Source organism: Nocardioides aestuarii (assembly GCF_039527245.1).
Classification (GTDB): Bacteria; Actinomycetota; Actinomycetes; order Propionibacteriales; family Nocardioidaceae; genus Nocardioides; species Nocardioides aestuarii.
In genome coordinates this window covers 3,283,751-3,299,606 of sequence record NZ_BAAAJT010000002.1, presented here as the reverse complement: position 1 = coordinate 3,299,606, position 15,856 = coordinate 3,283,751, and the positions used below count along the sequence as shown (strand labels likewise).

The window sequence follows — 15,856 nt, the reverse complement described above, 5'->3', positions numbered from 1 at the left end:
GATGACCGAACCGGCCGGCACCGTACGCACCCACGTCGAGGACGGCGTGCTCGAGGTGACCCTCGACCGCCCGAAGGCGAATGCGATCGACCTCCCGACCAGCCGCGCGATGGGCGAGGTCTTCGCCTCCTTCCGCGACGACCCCGCCCTCCGGGTCGCGATCGTGAGGACCGAGGGCGACAAGTTCTTCTGCGCCGGGTGGGACCTCAAGGCCGCGGCCGAGGGAGCGGCCGTCCAGGGCGAGTACGGCGTCGGCGGGTTCGGCGGCCTCCAGGAGCTGCCCGACCTCAACAAGCCGGTGATCGCGGCCGTCCACGGCCTCGCGATGGGCGGCGGCTTCGAGCTCGCCCTCTCCTGCGACCTGATCTACGCCTCCGAGGCCACCCAGTTCGGGCTGCCGGAGATCAACGCCGGCACCCTGGCCGACGCCGCGACCATCAAGCTCCCCAGGCGGATGCCCTACCACGTCGCGATGGAGCTGCTCCTGACCGGACGCTGGATGCCGGCCGAGGAGGCGGCGCGCTGGGGCGTGGTCAACCAGGTGCTGCCCGACGAGCCCGGCGTACGCGCGCGTGCCTGGGAGGTCGCCCGGTTGCTCGCGTCCGGTCCCCCGCTGGTCTTCGCGGCCATCAAGGAGACGGCGCGCGCCGCCGAGTCGCTGGGGTTCCAGGACGCCCTCGACCTCGTCACCTCCAGCAGCCTCCCGACGGTGGCGACGCTCTATTCCTCCGAGGACGGCGTCGAGGGCTTCAAGGCGTTCGCCGAGAAGCGGAAGCCGGTGTGGAAGGGCCGCTGACCTCAGCCGCCGGCTCCTTGCGTCGCTGCCGGCGGTTGCGCCGGCCCGCCCGGAAGCCGCACAGGGTGAGTCCTGCCAGACCCGCGCCGATCGCGACGGCGGGCCCGCGCCCTCGCGGCGTGAGCGTGGCGTCGTCGACGTCGTCGACGTCGTCCACGTCGTAGAAGACGAGGACGGGCACGGTCCTGTCCCTCGGGCGGTCCCTCGGGTTGTAGCCGCACCACCGCCGCTCGCTCGGGGTCCGGAAGTGGAGGTCGCGTCCGTCGACGGAGTAGGCGACGGTGAGGTAGCACGCACTCCCGTCGAGCTTGAACCCGAAGCCCGCGACCCTGCCCATCACCGAGGTGTCGGGGCCGGGCGTGCGGACGACCCCCACGATGCCGAGCACCACCACCGCCAGGCTGACCAGCGCCCACCGTCCCACGTCCGACCGCAGCACCCGCACGACCGCACCCTGTCACGTCGGATGGACGGGCGCGGACGAATCACGGGTTGCCGCCGTGGCCCCGGCGGGGCAGCATCAACACATGGGCCGTGCACCTGTGGGGTCGACAGCGGGTCGGTTCGCTGTGCCCGAGTGGGTGCTCGGCGCCGTCGTCACTCTGGTGGTCCCGGCGCTGCTGGTCGGGTCGCCGGACCTGGCGTGGACGGTCGTGACGGCCGCGGTCGTGGTCGCCCTGGCCACGGCGCTCACGGCGAGTCGGTGGACCGCCTACTGCGCCACCCGGCTCGCAGTACCTCGCGTGCGAGAGCACCACGACGTGAGGGCGGCGGTGGACGGACCGGCCACCGACCCTGTCCACCACCCCGTACGTCCGCGCGCTCCTGGGCTGGCCTGACGTCGCCTCGGCGACCCGTCAGGCCATCCATAAACCCCGACCCAGGAGCACGACATGTCCCCTCTCGAACCGATCTCGCACGCCCTCGCAGGTCTCATCGCGCCCGTCCACCACGGCCTGGACGCCCTCGGCGCCGACCCGGCCTCCGGCAGCACCTGGCTGCTCTGCATCGCTGCCGTCGTCGTCATGGTCCGTGTGGCGCTGCTCCCCCTCGTCGTCCACAGCGTCCGGCTCGCCCACGCGTCGGCGGCGGCGCGGCCGCAGCTGCAGGAGCTCGCGCGCCGCTACCGCAACCGCACCGACCCCGAGAGCGTGCGTCGCCACGTGGAGGAGCGACGACGGATCAGCGCCGAGCACGGGATGTCGCGCCTGGGGTGCCTGCCGATGCTGCTCCAGCTCCCGATCTGGTTCGCGCTCTACCGCCTGGTCTCCGACGTCGCCGCCGGAACGCCGGTCGGTGCGATGGGCGTCGAGCTGGTCGCCTCGCTCGGCGCCGCCACGCTCCTCGGCGTACCCCTGGCCGAGCGTGGCTACTTCGGCGCCGGACCGACCCACCTCGCCGTCGTGGCAGGCATGGCCGCCACGGCGGCCGCCCTGTCCTACGTGTCGCAGCGGTTCTTCGTCGCGCCCAACACCGTCACGGAGGCACTCCCGGCCGCCGCGGCCGCGACCCACCAGTGGATGCCCGTCCTGACCGCCGGGGGCCTGCTCCTCGCCGGCGGGGTGGTGCCGGTGGCGCTGCTGGCCTACTGGATCTGCAACTCGGCCTGGACGCTCGGTCAGTCCGCAGCGGTCTGGAGGTGGTGGCCCACGCCGGGCTCACCGGCGGCGGCCCGCACCGGGCGGTCCTGACGCCGTCAGCGGGTGTGACAGGCGGGGGCGCAGAAGTAGCACCCGTCGACCTGGCGGTAGTGGCCCGTCGCGGCCCGCACTGCACCGTGGCACGAGGCGTGGTTGCCGAGCGCCAGCCGGCTGCTGGGAGCGGGAAGGTTCGAGCAGCCGGCGGTGAGGTCGTGGACCTCGTGGTCCCCGGTGGGCTGGGCGAGCTTGTTGACACAGAAGTTCGGCACGGTGTCTCCCTTCGGTGGTTCGACCCAGCCCAACGCAGTTCGAGCGGGAGCGTCACGACCTGTTCCGGCTCCGAGACAGGCGTCGTCCGGCTCTCACGCCGTGGCGTCGCTCGGCGCCAGCACGATGTCGAACCTCGTCCGCGCCCAGGTCCGCTCGCCGAGGTCCCGGCCGTCGGGAGTCGCCGTCCCGGAGGGCTGCTCTGCGAAGTCCCTCACCAGGGACTCCTTGACGCCGAAGACGCTGTCGTCGTCCAGACGGTCGTCGCCGCGGACGAAGACGTGGGTGACGAGGGTGCGGTGCCCCGGCGCGGAGACCATGAAGTGCACGTGGGCGGCACGCATGGGTGAACGCCCCACTGCCGCGAGCATCCGACCGACCGGCCCGTCGTGAGGGATCGGGTAGGGCGTCGGGGTCACGCACCAGAAGCGGAACGATCCGTCGTCGGCACTGAACAGGTGGGCGCGCCCGGCGACGCGGTCGTCGCCGTACTGCACGTCGTAGAAGCCGTCGTCGTCCGCCTGCCACACCTCGATCCGAGCTCCCGCGACCGGCTGACCCGCGGTGTCGACGACGCTGCCCTCGACCCAGCACGGCTGGCCCTGCGCGCCGCCGGCGGTGTCGCCGCCCTGCTCGGTCTCGGGAGAGCTCTCGGTGAAGAAGGGACCGAACACGGTCGCCTCGGTGGCGTTGCCGTGGGCCTCGTTGTTGATCGCGATCGTCTGCATGGACAGCCCGAGCACGTCGGAGAGGAGGATGAACTCCTGGCGCCGCTCGTCGGTGATGTGCCCGCACGCGGTCAGGAAGTCGATGCCGGCCTTCCACTCCGCCTCCGTCAGCCTGACGTCGCGGGCGAAGGCGTGCAGGTGGTCGGTCAAGGACTGCATGATCTCGCGCAACCTCGGGTCGTCCGTGTCGTCGAAGGAGGCGCGGACCCTGTCGACCAGCTCGTCCTCCCGTCGGCGCTGCTCGTCGGAGGTCACGGGCCGGCTTCTCGTGTCGCGACGGTTGGTGGTCACCGGGGATCTGCTCCTTCCCAGGCGCGTCGCAGCAGTCGCTCCAGGTCGTCGGTGGACAGGGTGACCGGGTTGGACGGCGGGACCGCCGGCAGCACCGCGCTGGCTGCGTCGGCGAGCTGCTCCTCCCGGAGTCCGAAGTCGCGGAGCGAGGTCGGCGCGTCGATCCGGTCACGCAGCTCCTGCAGACCGGCGAGGGCGGAGTCGGAGCCGAGAGCGCGCGAGATCCGCGCCTCGGCCTCGGGTGAACGCGGGGCGTTGAGCGCGAGCACGTGGGGCAGCACGACGGCGTGGGTCTGGGCGTGCGGCAGTCCGTAGCGGCCGCCGAGCACGTGGCAGATCTTGTGGTGCAGGCCCGAGCCGGCGGAGGAGAACGCCACGGCAGCGAGGTAGGCGCCGTAGAGCATCCGCTCCCGACCCGCCAGGTCCCCGGGGGCATCGACCACGCGTGGCAGGGCCCCGCCCAGCGCCCGGATGCCCTCCTCCGCGAGCGCGCGGTCGATCGGGTCCGAGCGCGGCGCCCACATCGAGTCGACACAGTGAGCCAGTGCGTTCAGCCCGCTCGCCACGCTCAGGTCCACGGGAAGGGACGTCGTCAGCGAGGCGTCGTAGACGATCGCGCGGGGCAGGACGCGCGCGTCGACGCCCGTGGTCTTGACCGCGTCCTCGGTCAACCCCCACACGTTGGTCGCCTCGGATCCTGCGTAGGTCGTGGGCACCGCCACGATCGGCAGCCCGGTGGTGAGCGCGACCGCCTTGGCCAGGCCGGTGGTCGATCCACCGCCGAGGCACACCAGGGCGTCCGCTCCGGAGCTCTCGGCGGCCTCGCGGGCACGATCGGCCACCTCGACGGGCACGTGCATCACCACGTCGTCGTGCACCAGCACCACGGGGATGTCGGCCGTGACGCGGGCGGCCAGCGCCTCCCCGGCTCCCGAAGCGATGACCATCACCCGCTCGGCCCCCAGGTGCGACACCTCCGCGGCCACGCCCTCCGCGGCCCCGTCGCGGGTGAAGCGGACCCGTTGCCCGAGGGTCTCGTGCTCGAAACCGGTCGTCATGCGGCGCTCCGTTCGGTGGTGGGGTCCGGCGCCCAGACGCGGGCCCCCGGCCAGCGCGGCAGTCGAGACGACGTCGGTGACCTGACGATGATCGCGCATCCGACCCCATCCGGACAGAGGCACGGACGCACGGGCGAGCGGAGATCCCGGCACGCGTGATCCCCTGTCCCTGCTTGGTGCCGACTCCAAAACCAGGTACGTGCTCTCATGCCGCCATCCGCTCAGCGGTATGTGCAGGCGGATCCTGGAAGTTCAGAGCATCCCGACCGCGAATCCCTCAACGGTCAGGCCACGTGACCATCCGGCTGTGGCCACACTGCGGCACCGTCGCAAGTTCGGTACGTGGGGAGGTTCTCCCGATGTGGAGCAGGAGAGCCCGGGAGACGGTGGTGGGGTCCACAAGACCGGCTGGGCCACGCGCCCGAAGGAGAGCATCATGATGACCCGGGCCGCCACGTGCATGACCTCCCCGGCGGGAGACTGGCGATGACGACGATGACTTCTGACCTGCTGGTCGTGGGCGCTCGCTGCGCAGGCGCCGCCACCGCGATGCTGGCGGCACGCGCGGGCTACGACGTCGTGCTGGTCGACCGCGCAGCTGTGCCGACCGACACCACCTCCACACATGGGCTGGTGCGAGGGGGAATGGTGCTGCTGGACCGCTGGGGACTGCTCGACGCGGTGCTGGCGAGCGGGGCACCGGCCGTGCGCCAGGTCGACTTCCACCGCCACGACGCGACCGGTGTCCGGTCAACGAGCCATCGAGTGAGGGCGCGGGCAGGCGTCGACTTCCTGTTGGCGCCACGTCGGCGCGAGCTCGATCGGCTGCTGGTGGAGGCCGCCGTCGCCGCTGGCGCGCGGCTTCTCGACCGCACCACCGTGGACAGGGCCGTCGTCGAGGACGGGAGGGTGCGAGGGGTGACCGCGCGCGCAGCAGACGGGAGCCGCCACGAGATGAGAGCGCGGCTCGTCGTCGGAGCGGACGGGCGCGACTCACGCGTCGCACGGCTCGTGAGTGCCCCACTGACGCAGTCCCACGCCAACGGCGGCGCCTGCTTCTACACTTACGTCGCCGGCGTCCCGTGGCAGGGCTTCGAGATGCACGTCTCCCGCAGGCGGTTCGCCGGTGTCTTCCCCACGCACGGTGGTGAGGCTGCCGTCTTCCTCACGCTCCCGACCGCTGACGCCTCCGACCTCGTCCGGGCCGGCGCACGGAGGACAGAGGTGTGGCGAGGTCTCATGCGGCAGGCAGCGCCGGGCCTGGCCGACCGGGTCGACGCCGGAGTCGTGACAGCACCGCTACGCGGAACCGTGTCGCTGCCGCACCACGTGCGCCAGGCGGGCGGCCCCGGATGGGCCCTGGTCGGCGACGCGGGCTACCACCGTGACCCCATCACCTCGCACGGCATGACCGACGCCTTCCGCGACGCCGAGCTGCTCACCGCGGCGGTAGGAAGGCTGCTGAACGATCCTGCCGAGGAGTCAGCGGCGCTCGCAGAGTACGGCGAGCGCCGCGACGCGATGCTGGCGCGTACCTATGCGCTCACACGCGAGCTCAGCGCCTTCCCGGACCCCGACCGCTTCCTGGCCCTTCAGGCCGAGCTCGCCAAGGCCCTGGACGCCGAGGCTCTCGAGCTCGCCGGTCTCCCGGTCGCGACCGCGCGCAATGCGGCCGCGACCTGACCCTGAGCTCGACCCATCACCCGAACCACCACCTGGGAGGACCCCCATGACCACCTTCACCACCCCCGCAGCCTTTCTCGAGGACCCACCGGTCGACGACGTGGTCGACCGCATGTACACCTCCGACCTTGAGGTGCAGGGCTACGTCGCAAACCTCACCCGCGTCTGGGCCCACTGGCCCGATGCCCTGGGCGTGCTGTCCGCGGCCCTGCGCATGGCCACCGAGCTGGCCGAGCTGGACGCTGTCGAGCGCGACCTGGTCGTCACCGCCGCAGCCTCCGGGCTGGGGGACGCGTACTGCTCGTTCGCCTTCGGTTCGAAACTGGCGCAGCGGGTGGGTCCGGACATCACTGCCGACCTCGTGCAGGGTCGTGATGACGCCCTGAGCGCCCACGGCCAGACCCTCGCGGACTGGGCTCGACGTGTCGCCAGCGACCCCAACAGCACCACCACCGCCCACGTCGAGGCTCTCCGCAGGGCCGGGTTCGACGAGCGAAGGATCTTCGGACTCACATTCTTCGTCGCGCTGCGCGTCGCGTTCTCCACCGTGAACGACGCGCTCGGGGCCGCGCCGGACGCCGAGCTCCTGTCACGCGTCCCGCGGGCCCTGGAGGACGCTGTCACCTTCGGACGACGTCCGTCTGTCCCGGAAGGACAGGAGGCATGACTGCGTGGCTGCACGGTGCACCCTCCGTGGGCGACCGAGCCTCGATGACCCGCACCATTCAGGCCGGCGACATCATCCAGTTCACCGCACTCAGCGGCGACCGCAACCCCTTGCACTACGACGCTGACGTCGCGGCCGCTACCAGGTTGGGTGGCATCGTGGTCCAGGGCGGCGTGACCACAGCCATCCTCAATGCCGTCGTAGCCGAACGGTTGCCCGGCCCCGGCACGGTGTTTCTCGAGACCGCCTGGCGCTTCTTGGCGCCCGCGCGACCGGGCGACACGATTACCGGGGAGGTCGAGGTGGAGACGGTGCGAGCGGACAAGCCGATCACGTCGCTGCGCACCCGGGTCCTCCGCCATGACGGTGAGGTGCTCGTGGCGGGGACGGCCGTCTGCTGGACCTTCGACCTCCGGCAGGCCTGAGTCACGGTTTGGCGAGGGAGCACAAGGCCCGTCGTCGGCGACGGCGAAAGGGTCGTGAACCGGTCCGTCGAGGACCTCGGTGAGCGGTGGGACCCGGGGGGGGTCGGGCGGCAGTTGGCGACGATCCGGTTTGGAGAAAAGCCTGTCAACCCATGCACTTTGCTGACGCCCGGATCATGGCCCACCTCGACGAACCGGGGTCGAGCGGGTCGATGCGCCCATCAGTCCTCTGGACCGGCGGGCCTCCGGATTCCGAGCCCGATGCCGGCACCCGGATGGCGCTCGAGACGACTTCACACCCGCGGGGTCGCGGTGGTCACAAGATGCGTTGCATGGTGGGCGGGAACGAGTGCCCCGCGAGATGGGCGACGAGGTGGTCGGCGAGGTCGCGCGTGTCAGCGTTGGAGCCGTCGATGTAGGTCGATCTTCTCGTCCGCAGAGTCGGAAGTCCGAGCACGTAGAGCCCCGGCCACGGGACGACGCCGCCGTCATGGCGTAGCCGGCCGCGCCGGTCGAGAACCGGGACGCCAAGCCAGGAATGGTCCGGCTGGACTCCTGTCGCCCAGACAACGGTCGCGATCTCGCCCGATCGGAGGTCGAGCTCGAGCGGACCAGCCGGGGTGGCGGTGGGCTCGAAGCGCTCCCCTCGGCCCCCGATCCGGTCGTCGATGGCGTCGAGAAGCCGACTCAGTTTGAGGTCAGCCAAGGCAAGGGTGTTCGTCAAGGACCCGGAGAACTGCACGGTTCCCTCGCGCAGGGAGACCACCTTGCCGACGGCGCGGATGCCGCGCCGGATCAGCGAGGCGACGTCGAGGCTGCGCCCCGATCCACCGAGCTGCGGAGAGGGCAAGGCGCGCAACCGGACCAGGTCGTCGACCTGGTCCCAGCGCTGGTCGAGGATGCCGAGGGCTTCCAACCAGACGAAGATGTCGTGGCCGCGGTAGTGGCGGGGCATCCGGACGTGCTCCCCAACCGCCAACGTCACCGGCCGCCCGGAACGGTGGAGCTCGTCGGCGATCTGCACCCCGCTGGCCGAGGCACCGACCACCAAGGCGCCACCCTCCGGCAGCTGAGCCGGGTTGCGGTAGGCCAGGGCTGGCAGCGAGTGAACCCGGTGCGGGACATGGGCAGCGTGCCCCGGAACCGATGGCAGGGTCGGCCCGCAGGCCAGCACGACGGTTCGAGCGTGCCAGGGGCCACGCTCGGTGTCGACCACGAAGCCGGGCTCGGATGGCCGCACCGAGGTCACCGCGGTCCCGGTGACCAGCGGCGCGGCCATCCGCGTGGCGTAGGTGGACAGAAGTGCCGCGACCTCCGCCGCCCCCTGATAGCCGTGCGTCCTCTCACCGTCGTACGCCCACCCGGGGAGTCGGGTCATCCAGCCGGGGGTGAGCAGTCGCAACGAGTCCCACCGCTGCGTGCTCCAGGAGTTGGCGACGTCACCGCGCTCGATGACCACATGGTCGATCGAACGTTCGGTGAGTCGACGGCTCATGGCGAGCCCGCTGTGGCCGGCCCCGATGACGACGGTGGTGACGCTCCTCATCGCACCAGGTCGACCTTGACGTCGGTCGGGTTGGTCATGATGTCGAAGACTGCGGAGCGCTTCTGGGACTGGGCCAGCAGCGCCCGCAGCTCGTCATCCGTCGCGTCGGCCTCGATCTGGTAGCTGACCGAGACGCCGCTGAAGCCGTTGCGGACAGCCGCGTCGGCGCCGAGGATCCCGTGCAGGTCCATCTCCGCCGCGATCGTGGCCGTGACCGAGTGGAGCTGGATCTGACGCTGCTGGGCGACGGCCGCAACACCCGCGGTGAGGCAGGCGCCGAGGGCGACCAGCACGTACTCCACCGGAGTCGGTCCGTTGTCCCGGGCCGAGAACTGCTCCGGGTGGTCGGCGTCGAGAGTGAATGACGTGTGGTGGGCCTGCTCGTCACCGAAGCCGTAGAAGCCCTCGATGGTCGAGCGGCTGTGGGTGCCTTGGACCCAGGTCACGCTGGAACGCCACTGGAACTGGGCGATCTCGGGGGTGTCCGCGAGGGCGGCCCGTGCGCCGAGCAGTGCCTGGACGTCGACACCGTTGTCGACGGGAGCGGTTGCAGTGGTGGTGGGCGTGGTGGTCATGTCGTGCTCCTTCTCGGCCGTGGGCCGGATGGTGGGTGTGGTCGAAGCACCACTGTCAGTCCGATTGGGCCCTGTCGACATCGGGAGCGACTCCCCAGCTCCTGGCGCGCGTTCCCCATGCGCAGCTCAGCCGACCGTTTCGGCACCTGGCCCATGACGACGACCACTGGCAGGGCGCTCCCGGCGCACCCCTTGCCTACCCGCCGTCGGGACGAGACCTCGGACCTGATGGTCAGTCCGCCCGACCGATGCAGGCCCTGGACTCGGCTCCTCAGGCCGCTGAGGGGTCGACAGTTTCGGGTGCGATCGTGGGCCGAGGACGGCCGGCGTCGACCGGGCGTGCACCCGACCGCCCAGGCTGGCTGCGGCGGGCCTGATCGTCCCACGGGCGCTCGAGCGCGACGGCGTACTCCCACACGCCGAAGCCGAGATCCATCCGGGTCACTTCGAGCTGGGACCGGTCGAGGAGGGCACGGACACCGGCGTTCTCCGCCGACACCGTCATGGTGAGACGCCGCACGCCGACCGCGACGGCGCAGGCAATAAGACAATCCGCCAGCAAGCCACCGATGCCTCGGCGCTGCCAGGCGTCCACGACCGCAAGGGCGACCTCAGCCGACCCGGCGTCGAGTCGATCGCGCACGAAGCGGGCGATCCCGATCGGTTGTTGGCTCGTCAGTGTCGATGCCACGACGGCGAGGTGCGTCCAGCCGTCGACCGAGGTGAGCTGCCGCAGGTCCGCGTCGGTCAATGCTGGCTTTCCCGACAGGAACCGCAGCCAGCGGGACTGCGGCCCGAGGCCCGCGAACACCGCTTGCACGGCGGGGGCATCGTTGGGCTGGAGCAGACGTAGTCCTACGCCGAGCGGTGCGCCGGCCGTCAGCGTCGTCTGGAGGCCGCGAGCGTTCGATACGGTCATGCCGCCCTCCCCTCGGGCAGCGTCCCGTTCGCGCGGTTGCGGACGGACTGAGCTGGCGCCAGTTGCGGCCCGGTCCCACGTCCGCGTGGTCGGCCGAGTCGGCGTGTCGTGGGGTGGCGTGGCATCCCCTCACGCGCCCGATGCGCACGGGCCCTTGTTCGCTCTTTCATCTGTGCATGGAGTGTGAGAGCGATGTACTCGTTGGTCATGATGGTTCCTCTCGGTTCTTCCGGCTCGTTGCCGAGGAAGACGATGCGGCCCGCTTGCGGGGCGACGCATCGGGGAGAGTTCCCCATCTGTCCGACTGGGTGACCGAGGCGGCTTCGGTCACCGCATGGGTGGCCGCCTCGTGACGTTTCTGATCACGGCGCTCATCGTCGGTCTCGGTACACAGACCTTCGCCCGGCCCCACCGGCCGGTGCGGACGTCATGAGGCGTCGGGCTGGTGAGGGCCGACGCAACGGTTCCGGAGGGGGCCGACGAGGCCCGGCGCCATGCCCAGACGACTCCCACCTCGGGGTCGTCCTCGTCGGCGATGCGCTCGAACCCGAGCCTGGCGAGGACTCTCGTGGAGGGGTTTGGACCGGGAAGCGTGTGCGCGATGACGTGGTCCACCTCGCCGCTGGCGGCAGCGTCCTCGACCAGGGCACGGGCTGCTGCCGCGCCGAACCCGCGGCCCCTGAACTCCGGCGCGACCTCGTAGCCGATCTCGACGGTCCGGCCGGCGGGTGGGCCGGCGAAGCCGCCCGAGCCGACGAGGCGGCTGGTCGCCTCGTCGAGGAAGAAGCGCATCGACCAGGCACGGTCGTGCTCCGCGGCCGTGCTGAGATGGTTGCGGGTGCTGTCGATGGCCTCGGGGAACTCGGGCCAGCCGTCGGGGATTGTCGAGCCGACCATCTCGGCGAAGACGGATCGGTCGTTGTTCAACGCGTCGAGGAGCGCCTCGGTGGCGGGAACGAGGCGGACTCGCGGGTGGGACACCATGGAGTTCTCCGATCGTGTCGGACAGAAGGACGACCGATCGGCCGCCTGGAGGGTGTCCATAGTCGGGGCGCTTCCCGCGCACCCACATCGGGACAAACTCCCCATATGATCTGTTGGCCGCGGGCGTTCGGGTGGAGCCCGCATCGGTGATCACTTTCGGGGCGGGCGTCCACGCGGTTGTCTCACCGCAGGTTCACTTCAGGCCGAGTTGCTCTGCCTTCCGGGCCACGGCACGCCGGCTCTCCAGCCCGAGCTTGCCGAGGATGGCAGAGACGTGGTGGTCGGCGGTCTTGGGCGAGATGTAGAGCGCGGCCGCGATCTCGCTGTTGGAGAGGCCGCGGGCGACCAGCCTCGCGACGTCGAGTTGACGGTTGGTCAGGCCGCCGGGGTTCGCCCGAGTCGCCTCACGAGGACGCTGTGGCACCGCCCCGACCCCTTCGGCGCGCAACTGGGCACGCAACCGGTCGGCCGTGCCGACCGCACCGAGCCTGTCCAGGACGGCGACTGCCGCGAGCCGGTGCTGGGCATCGGGTGAGTCCGACAGTGTCATCGCCTCTTGGAACGAGTCGCCGGCGGTATGCCACCAGCTGGCGGCCTCAGCGTGCCGGCCTTCGATGGCGAGCCGGAACGGGGTTGGTGCGTCGGCTGGCATCTCGACCGGCAGTCCGAGGCGCCGCAACCATGTGGCCAAGGCCGCGGACGACCACGCCGTGGCTGGACGCGAGAGGTCGGTCAGCCCGCGTGGTGCCAGGTCGTGAACACGGGGGTCCTCCTCTCCGATCATCCACGCGACCTCCGCCAGCGCCGCGAGCACGGCCAGACGACGCAGCGGCTCGTCCAACGAGTCGGCCAGGGTCCAGGCCCGTTCGAGCTGCTCTCGGGGAAATCCCTGGCCGCGGCGCAGCGGGACCAAGGCGGTGACGACGAACGGCCATAGCAGCGCCACCTGCATGCCGCCCTCGGTCCCGAGTACCGTTTCGGCGTCCTCCAGCGCGGCGTTCCACCGCCCCTTGCCCAGGTGCAGGCGGGAGCGGACCCCGGTCTGCCACTGGCGGCAGATAGGAATGTCTCTCTCGACCGTGAAAGGGAGCGACTGGTCGAGCAGCCGCTCGGCGGCCGTCAGACGGCCCTGCTCGACGTCGAGGTAGGACAGTTGTGAGTAGAGGGTCGAGGCGAGCTCGTCGAAGCCTTGGCGTCGCGAGTCGTCGACGTCGTCAAGGATTCGGTCGCGGGCTTCTTCGCGTCCGGCGGAGAGGTCGGTCACGTCCTCGATCAGCCGGCGGCGCAGGCGCAGCAGATCTTGGCCATCGTCGATACCCGGCGCCGTCGCGAGGGCCATGTGGTCGGTGACTGCGGAATCGTCGCTGCTCATGTAGGCGAGGTAGGCCGCGGAGATACGGGCGTGACGAAAGGTCAAGGCGTCGCCGGCGTCCTGGGCAATCGTGGAGGCCGCGTCCAGGTGCAGGTCGGCATGCCTGCGTCGCGCGTTGTAGTACTCATAGATCGCTACTGCCGCGTGAGCCCGTGCCTCGCCGGCGAGATCATTGGCCTGGGCCCAGAGTGGGAAGGTGGCCTCGACGTTGCGGATGGCCTTGGGGAGCTGCCCGGTCATGTACTGCTGGAAGGCGAGGTCGACCAAGAGTTGGGCGCGCTCCGCGGGTGGCTCGGCGCCGAGGTGCTGGAGCGCGATCTCGAAGAATGCGGCGGCCTCACCGTGGGCGCCGGCGCTGATCGCCTCGGCCGCCGCCTGTCGCGCATACGCCGACGCCTTGGGCGCGTCGTGCGCGGCGACCGCGTGGTGGGTGAGCACGGCGGGGTTGCGGGGCTCCAGGCCTTCCAGGGCCTCGAGCAGCCGCGCGTGCAGTCGGGCTGCTCCGCCAACCGGGATGGTGCTCTCGATCGCCAGCCGGGCGAGCTCGTGGCGGAACACGATGCCCTCGGCCGCCCTGTTCAACAGACCGGTCTCGTCGAGGCGGCGCAGCGACGGCAGGTCGACTCCTAGCCTGGGCAGGACCCGATCGTCGACGTGGTCGGGGGCAGAGGCCACCAGCTGCAGGATCTCGAAGTCGGAGGCGGGGATCTCGTGGGTGCGCGCGAGCACTGCGTCCCGCACGGAGGCGGGCATGGGGCGGTGGGGCTCCTTGGCAACCTCCGTGACGAAGAACGGGTTGCCGCCCGTGACGTCGTGGACCAGGGCGGCGTCCAGGCTGGTGTGCGCTACGAGCTGCCGAACCGCGTCGACGCTCAGCGGGGAGAGCGCCAGCGGCGTGACCCCTTCGAGCGCGGCGACGTCGCCGAGCAGGCTGCGAGCTGGATGCCCGGGACCGATCTCGAGGTCCCGGTAGGTCATGACCAGGACGACCGGCATCGCCTCCACCCGGCGAACGAGGAAACGCAGCACTTCCACGGACGCCGCATCGACCCAATGGAGATCCTCGACGACGAGCAGGGTGGGCTCGGTCCGCGCCAAGTCGTAGGCGGCCTCGCACACCTCCGAGAGGAGCGCCCCCTGCTGTGCGAGCAAAGCTCGTCCCGCGCTGTCGAAGAGGTCGCGCACCGGCCCTAGCGGCCGTGGTGTCAGGAGTGGGTCACAGTGACCGCGAAGCACTCGAAGACGGGTCGCGGTCTCGCAGGTGGCCGCCACCACAGCCGACTTGCCAGCGCCGCTGTCCCCGGAGATCGCGAAGCCCGCGCCCGGACCGCCGGCGGCCGCCTGTTCGACCGCTGCGTCGAGTCGCTCAAGCTCGCTCCCGCGCTCCAAGAGCTGCACGGCGCCAATGTAGCGAGCGTTCTGATCTCGCAACACGTACTTTTCCACCGTCTTTGCCGGCCCGGCGCCCGGGAAGTCCAGCGTCCGCGCGGACGCTGGAGCTCCCCGGACAGCAGAGACGTTCACACTACGGCGGTCGCGGTCTGGGGACCGAACTCGTTGGCCACCTCGGTGACCCTGTTGGCGGGGAAGCCGCCTCGGCGCGCGTGCTCGAGGATGGTCTCAGCGTCCTCGGCCTCATGGACGCAGTAGATCTTGTCCCCAGCGACGTAGCTGTTCACCCAGGTGTAGGGCACGCCGAGCGACTCGACAGCCGAGTTGGAGGTCTGGGCGATCTCGGCCAGCTGCTGCGGGGTCAGGTCCGACGCCCCGGGGATCTCGCGCTCGATCACGAAACGCTTCATGGTGGTTCTCCTTGTCTCCGCCCGACGGCCTCATGCCACCGGGACGCCACTCAGCATGGGTGGAAAGTCACCCCTGGCCATCGGTAGGAGTTCCCCATCTTTGCTCGCCGAACGTTTCGCTTCCGGTCGAAGCCGGTCCCACGTGAGGAACCCCGACCGGTGGACCCGCCGGCAACAGCGCCTTCGGACTGCCAGGCATCCCGCAAGACCCGTCCGAGCTCGTTATCCGGACGGGACCCTCTGCTGGCGCGGTCGCTCATGTCGACCGCTCATTGGCTATGCCGCCATCCGCTCAGCGGCATGAGCGAACGCTGTGCCGCCATCCGCTCAGCGGCATGAGCGGTCACGGGCCGTCGTGCACCGTGGGTTGCAGGTCAAGCAGGATGTCCTCCTCGCCGCTCGAAGCCACCCCGGTCACCTGCCAGTCCCCGCGCACATCGGCAAGGCCGAAGTCGTCCCACTCGTAGGAGCCGATGACACTGGCTTGGCCCGTCACCGTGAGACGAGCTCCCTCCGGCACATCGGCAGCCCACCCCGTGCTTTGCACCTGGTAGCGAACAGGTCCCACTGCGAGTACGAAGTCCGTCGCATGATCGCGGACTCCCGGGTCTATCTCGAAGTAGAAGTCACGGGCCTCGCTGGCCCGACCGGTCGCCCGATAGATCACCTCACTGGGTGCAGAGTCCTGCCTGAACTCCTCGATGCCGTCGGACGCCTCGGACGCTGCAGCGGCCACTTCGCCTCGGAATCGAACTCCGAGGTCGCTGAGCACGTCGCCACGGGACGGCACAGGCACCTCGCCATCCGCAATCATCCAGCCCGCTACACGCACCCACACCACGACGCTTCCTCCTGCCAACGAGCCCTCACTGTCGCCCACAAGGCTGAGCATCGGCCACTGGTTAGCCGCCGTACTGACAGCGGCATGAGCGATCACCGAACCGGATTCACTCAACCCGGTTCAACAGTGTCAAACCCGTGGCATTCTCCTCGCACAGGACCGGATTCCGGGACCACTGGACAGAGGTGTTGAGCATGAGTGCCACGGGGGTTCGAGACCTGTCGGTCGGTGGTTCCAGTGCACCCAGTCGCCGCCCTGGCCG

At 70.6% G+C, this 15,856-nt stretch carries 17 protein-coding genes; 6 read left to right on the top strand and 11 right to left on the bottom strand.

What is annotated here, in order from left to right:
• Position 1: 1 nt before the first annotated feature.
• Positions 2-796, top strand: a complete 795-nt coding sequence (locus ABD091_RS16615) for an enoyl-CoA hydratase-related protein (RefSeq protein WP_343920483.1) — start codon at positions 2-4, stop codon at positions 794-796.
• Here the strand turns inward: ABD091_RS16615 and ABD091_RS16610 are convergent.
• Positions 750-1,241 carry a hypothetical protein gene (locus tag ABD091_RS16610; protein ID WP_343920481.1) on the bottom strand — a complete coding sequence of 164 codons (492 nt, stop codon included), beginning with the start codon at positions 1,239-1,241 and terminating at the stop codon, positions 750-752. The two genes, ABD091_RS16615 and ABD091_RS16610, sit on opposite strands and share 47 nt — an antisense overlap.
• A gap of 82 nt (positions 1,242-1,323) precedes the next feature.
• Here ABD091_RS16610 and ABD091_RS16605 point away from each other — a divergent pair, with 82 nt between their 5' ends.
• Positions 1,324-1,635 carry a hypothetical protein gene (locus ABD091_RS16605; RefSeq protein WP_343920479.1) on the top strand — a complete coding sequence of 104 codons (312 nt, stop codon included), beginning with the start codon at positions 1,324-1,326 and terminating at the stop codon, positions 1,633-1,635.
• A gap of 54 nt (positions 1,636-1,689) precedes the next feature.
• Positions 1,690-2,487 carry a membrane protein insertase YidC gene (gene yidC / locus ABD091_RS16600; RefSeq protein WP_343920477.1) on the top strand — a complete coding sequence of 266 codons (798 nt, stop codon included), beginning with the start codon at positions 1,690-1,692 and terminating at the stop codon, positions 2,485-2,487.
• A gap of 5 nt (positions 2,488-2,492) precedes the next feature.
• Here yidC and ABD091_RS16595 read toward each other — a convergent pair whose 3' ends face one another.
• From ABD091_RS16595 to ABD091_RS16585, 3 genes are all read right to left on the bottom strand, one after another.
• Entirely contained in the window at positions 2,493-2,705 is a 213-nt protein-coding gene (locus ABD091_RS16595; RefSeq protein ID WP_343920475.1) for a hypothetical protein, read from the bottom strand.
• A gap of 93 nt (positions 2,706-2,798) precedes the next feature.
• Positions 2,799-3,686 (bottom strand): dioxygenase family protein, encoded by an 888-nt coding sequence (locus tag ABD091_RS16590; protein ID WP_343920473.1) that lies wholly within the window; start codon positions 3,684-3,686, stop codon positions 2,799-2,801.
• 32 nt (positions 3,687-3,718) lie between these two features.
• Positions 3,719-4,780, bottom strand: coding sequence for a maleylacetate reductase (locus tag ABD091_RS16585; RefSeq protein WP_343920471.1), 1,062 nt, complete (start codon positions 4,778-4,780; stop codon positions 3,719-3,721).
• A gap of 495 nt (positions 4,781-5,275) precedes the next feature.
• On the opposite strand from ABD091_RS16585, the gene ABD091_RS16580 reads away from it, so the two are divergent.
• The 3 genes from ABD091_RS16580 to ABD091_RS16570 are packed head-to-tail and all read left to right on the top strand — an operon-like array spanning position 5,276 to position 7,555.
• A complete protein-coding gene (locus ABD091_RS16580) occupies positions 5,276-6,463 on the top strand; it encodes an NAD(P)/FAD-dependent oxidoreductase (RefSeq protein ID WP_343920469.1) in 1,188 nt (395 codons plus the stop codon).
• A 46-nt stretch (positions 6,464-6,509) separates the two neighbouring features.
• Positions 6,510-7,130, top strand: coding sequence for a carboxymuconolactone decarboxylase family protein (locus tag ABD091_RS16575; RefSeq protein ID WP_343920467.1), 621 nt, complete (start codon positions 6,510-6,512; stop codon positions 7,128-7,130).
• Positions 7,127-7,555: a MaoC family dehydratase gene (locus tag ABD091_RS16570; protein WP_343920465.1), complete on the top strand. Its 429-nt coding sequence runs from the start codon at positions 7,127-7,129 to the stop codon at positions 7,553-7,555. Before ABD091_RS16575 ends, ABD091_RS16570 begins: the two co-directional genes overlap by 4 nt.
• 316 nt (positions 7,556-7,871) lie before the next feature.
• Here the strand turns inward: ABD091_RS16570 and ABD091_RS16565 are convergent, their stop codons facing one another.
• The 7 genes from ABD091_RS16565 to ABD091_RS16535 all read right to left on the bottom strand — a co-directional run bounded on the left by ABD091_RS16565 (position 7,872) and on the right by ABD091_RS16535 (position 15,645).
• Positions 7,872-9,101 carry a flavin-containing monooxygenase gene (locus tag ABD091_RS16565; protein WP_343920463.1) on the bottom strand — a complete coding sequence of 410 codons (1,230 nt, stop codon included), beginning with the start codon at positions 9,099-9,101 and terminating at the stop codon, positions 7,872-7,874.
• Complete coding sequence (locus ABD091_RS16560) at positions 9,098-9,676, bottom strand: OsmC family protein (protein ID WP_343920461.1); 579 nt, start codon at positions 9,674-9,676, stop codon at positions 9,098-9,100. The genes ABD091_RS16565 and ABD091_RS16560 overlap by 4 nt, the downstream gene beginning before the upstream one ends.
• 271 nt (positions 9,677-9,947) lie before the next feature.
• On the bottom strand, positions 9,948-10,595 hold the full coding sequence (locus ABD091_RS16555; protein ID WP_343920459.1) for a GNAT family N-acetyltransferase: 648 nt from the start codon (positions 10,593-10,595) through the stop codon (positions 9,948-9,950).
• 327 nt (positions 10,596-10,922) lie between these two features.
• Positions 10,923-11,576, bottom strand: a complete 654-nt coding sequence (locus tag ABD091_RS16550) for a GNAT family N-acetyltransferase (RefSeq protein ID WP_343920457.1) — start codon at positions 11,574-11,576, stop codon at positions 10,923-10,925.
• 196 nt (positions 11,577-11,772) lie between these two features.
• Positions 11,773-14,349 (bottom strand): ATP-binding protein, encoded by a 2,577-nt coding sequence (locus ABD091_RS16545; RefSeq protein ID WP_343920455.1) that lies wholly within the window; start codon positions 14,347-14,349, stop codon positions 11,773-11,775.
• A 122-nt stretch (positions 14,350-14,471) separates the two neighbouring features.
• Positions 14,472-14,753: a DUF4242 domain-containing protein gene (locus ABD091_RS16540; protein ID WP_343920453.1), complete on the bottom strand. Its 282-nt coding sequence runs from the start codon at positions 14,751-14,753 to the stop codon at positions 14,472-14,474.
• Between the two features lie 343 nt (positions 14,754-15,096).
• Complete coding sequence (locus ABD091_RS16535; RefSeq protein ID WP_343920451.1) at positions 15,097-15,645, bottom strand: hypothetical protein; 549 nt, start codon at positions 15,643-15,645, stop codon at positions 15,097-15,099.
• Between the last annotated feature and the right edge of the window lie 211 nt (positions 15,646-15,856).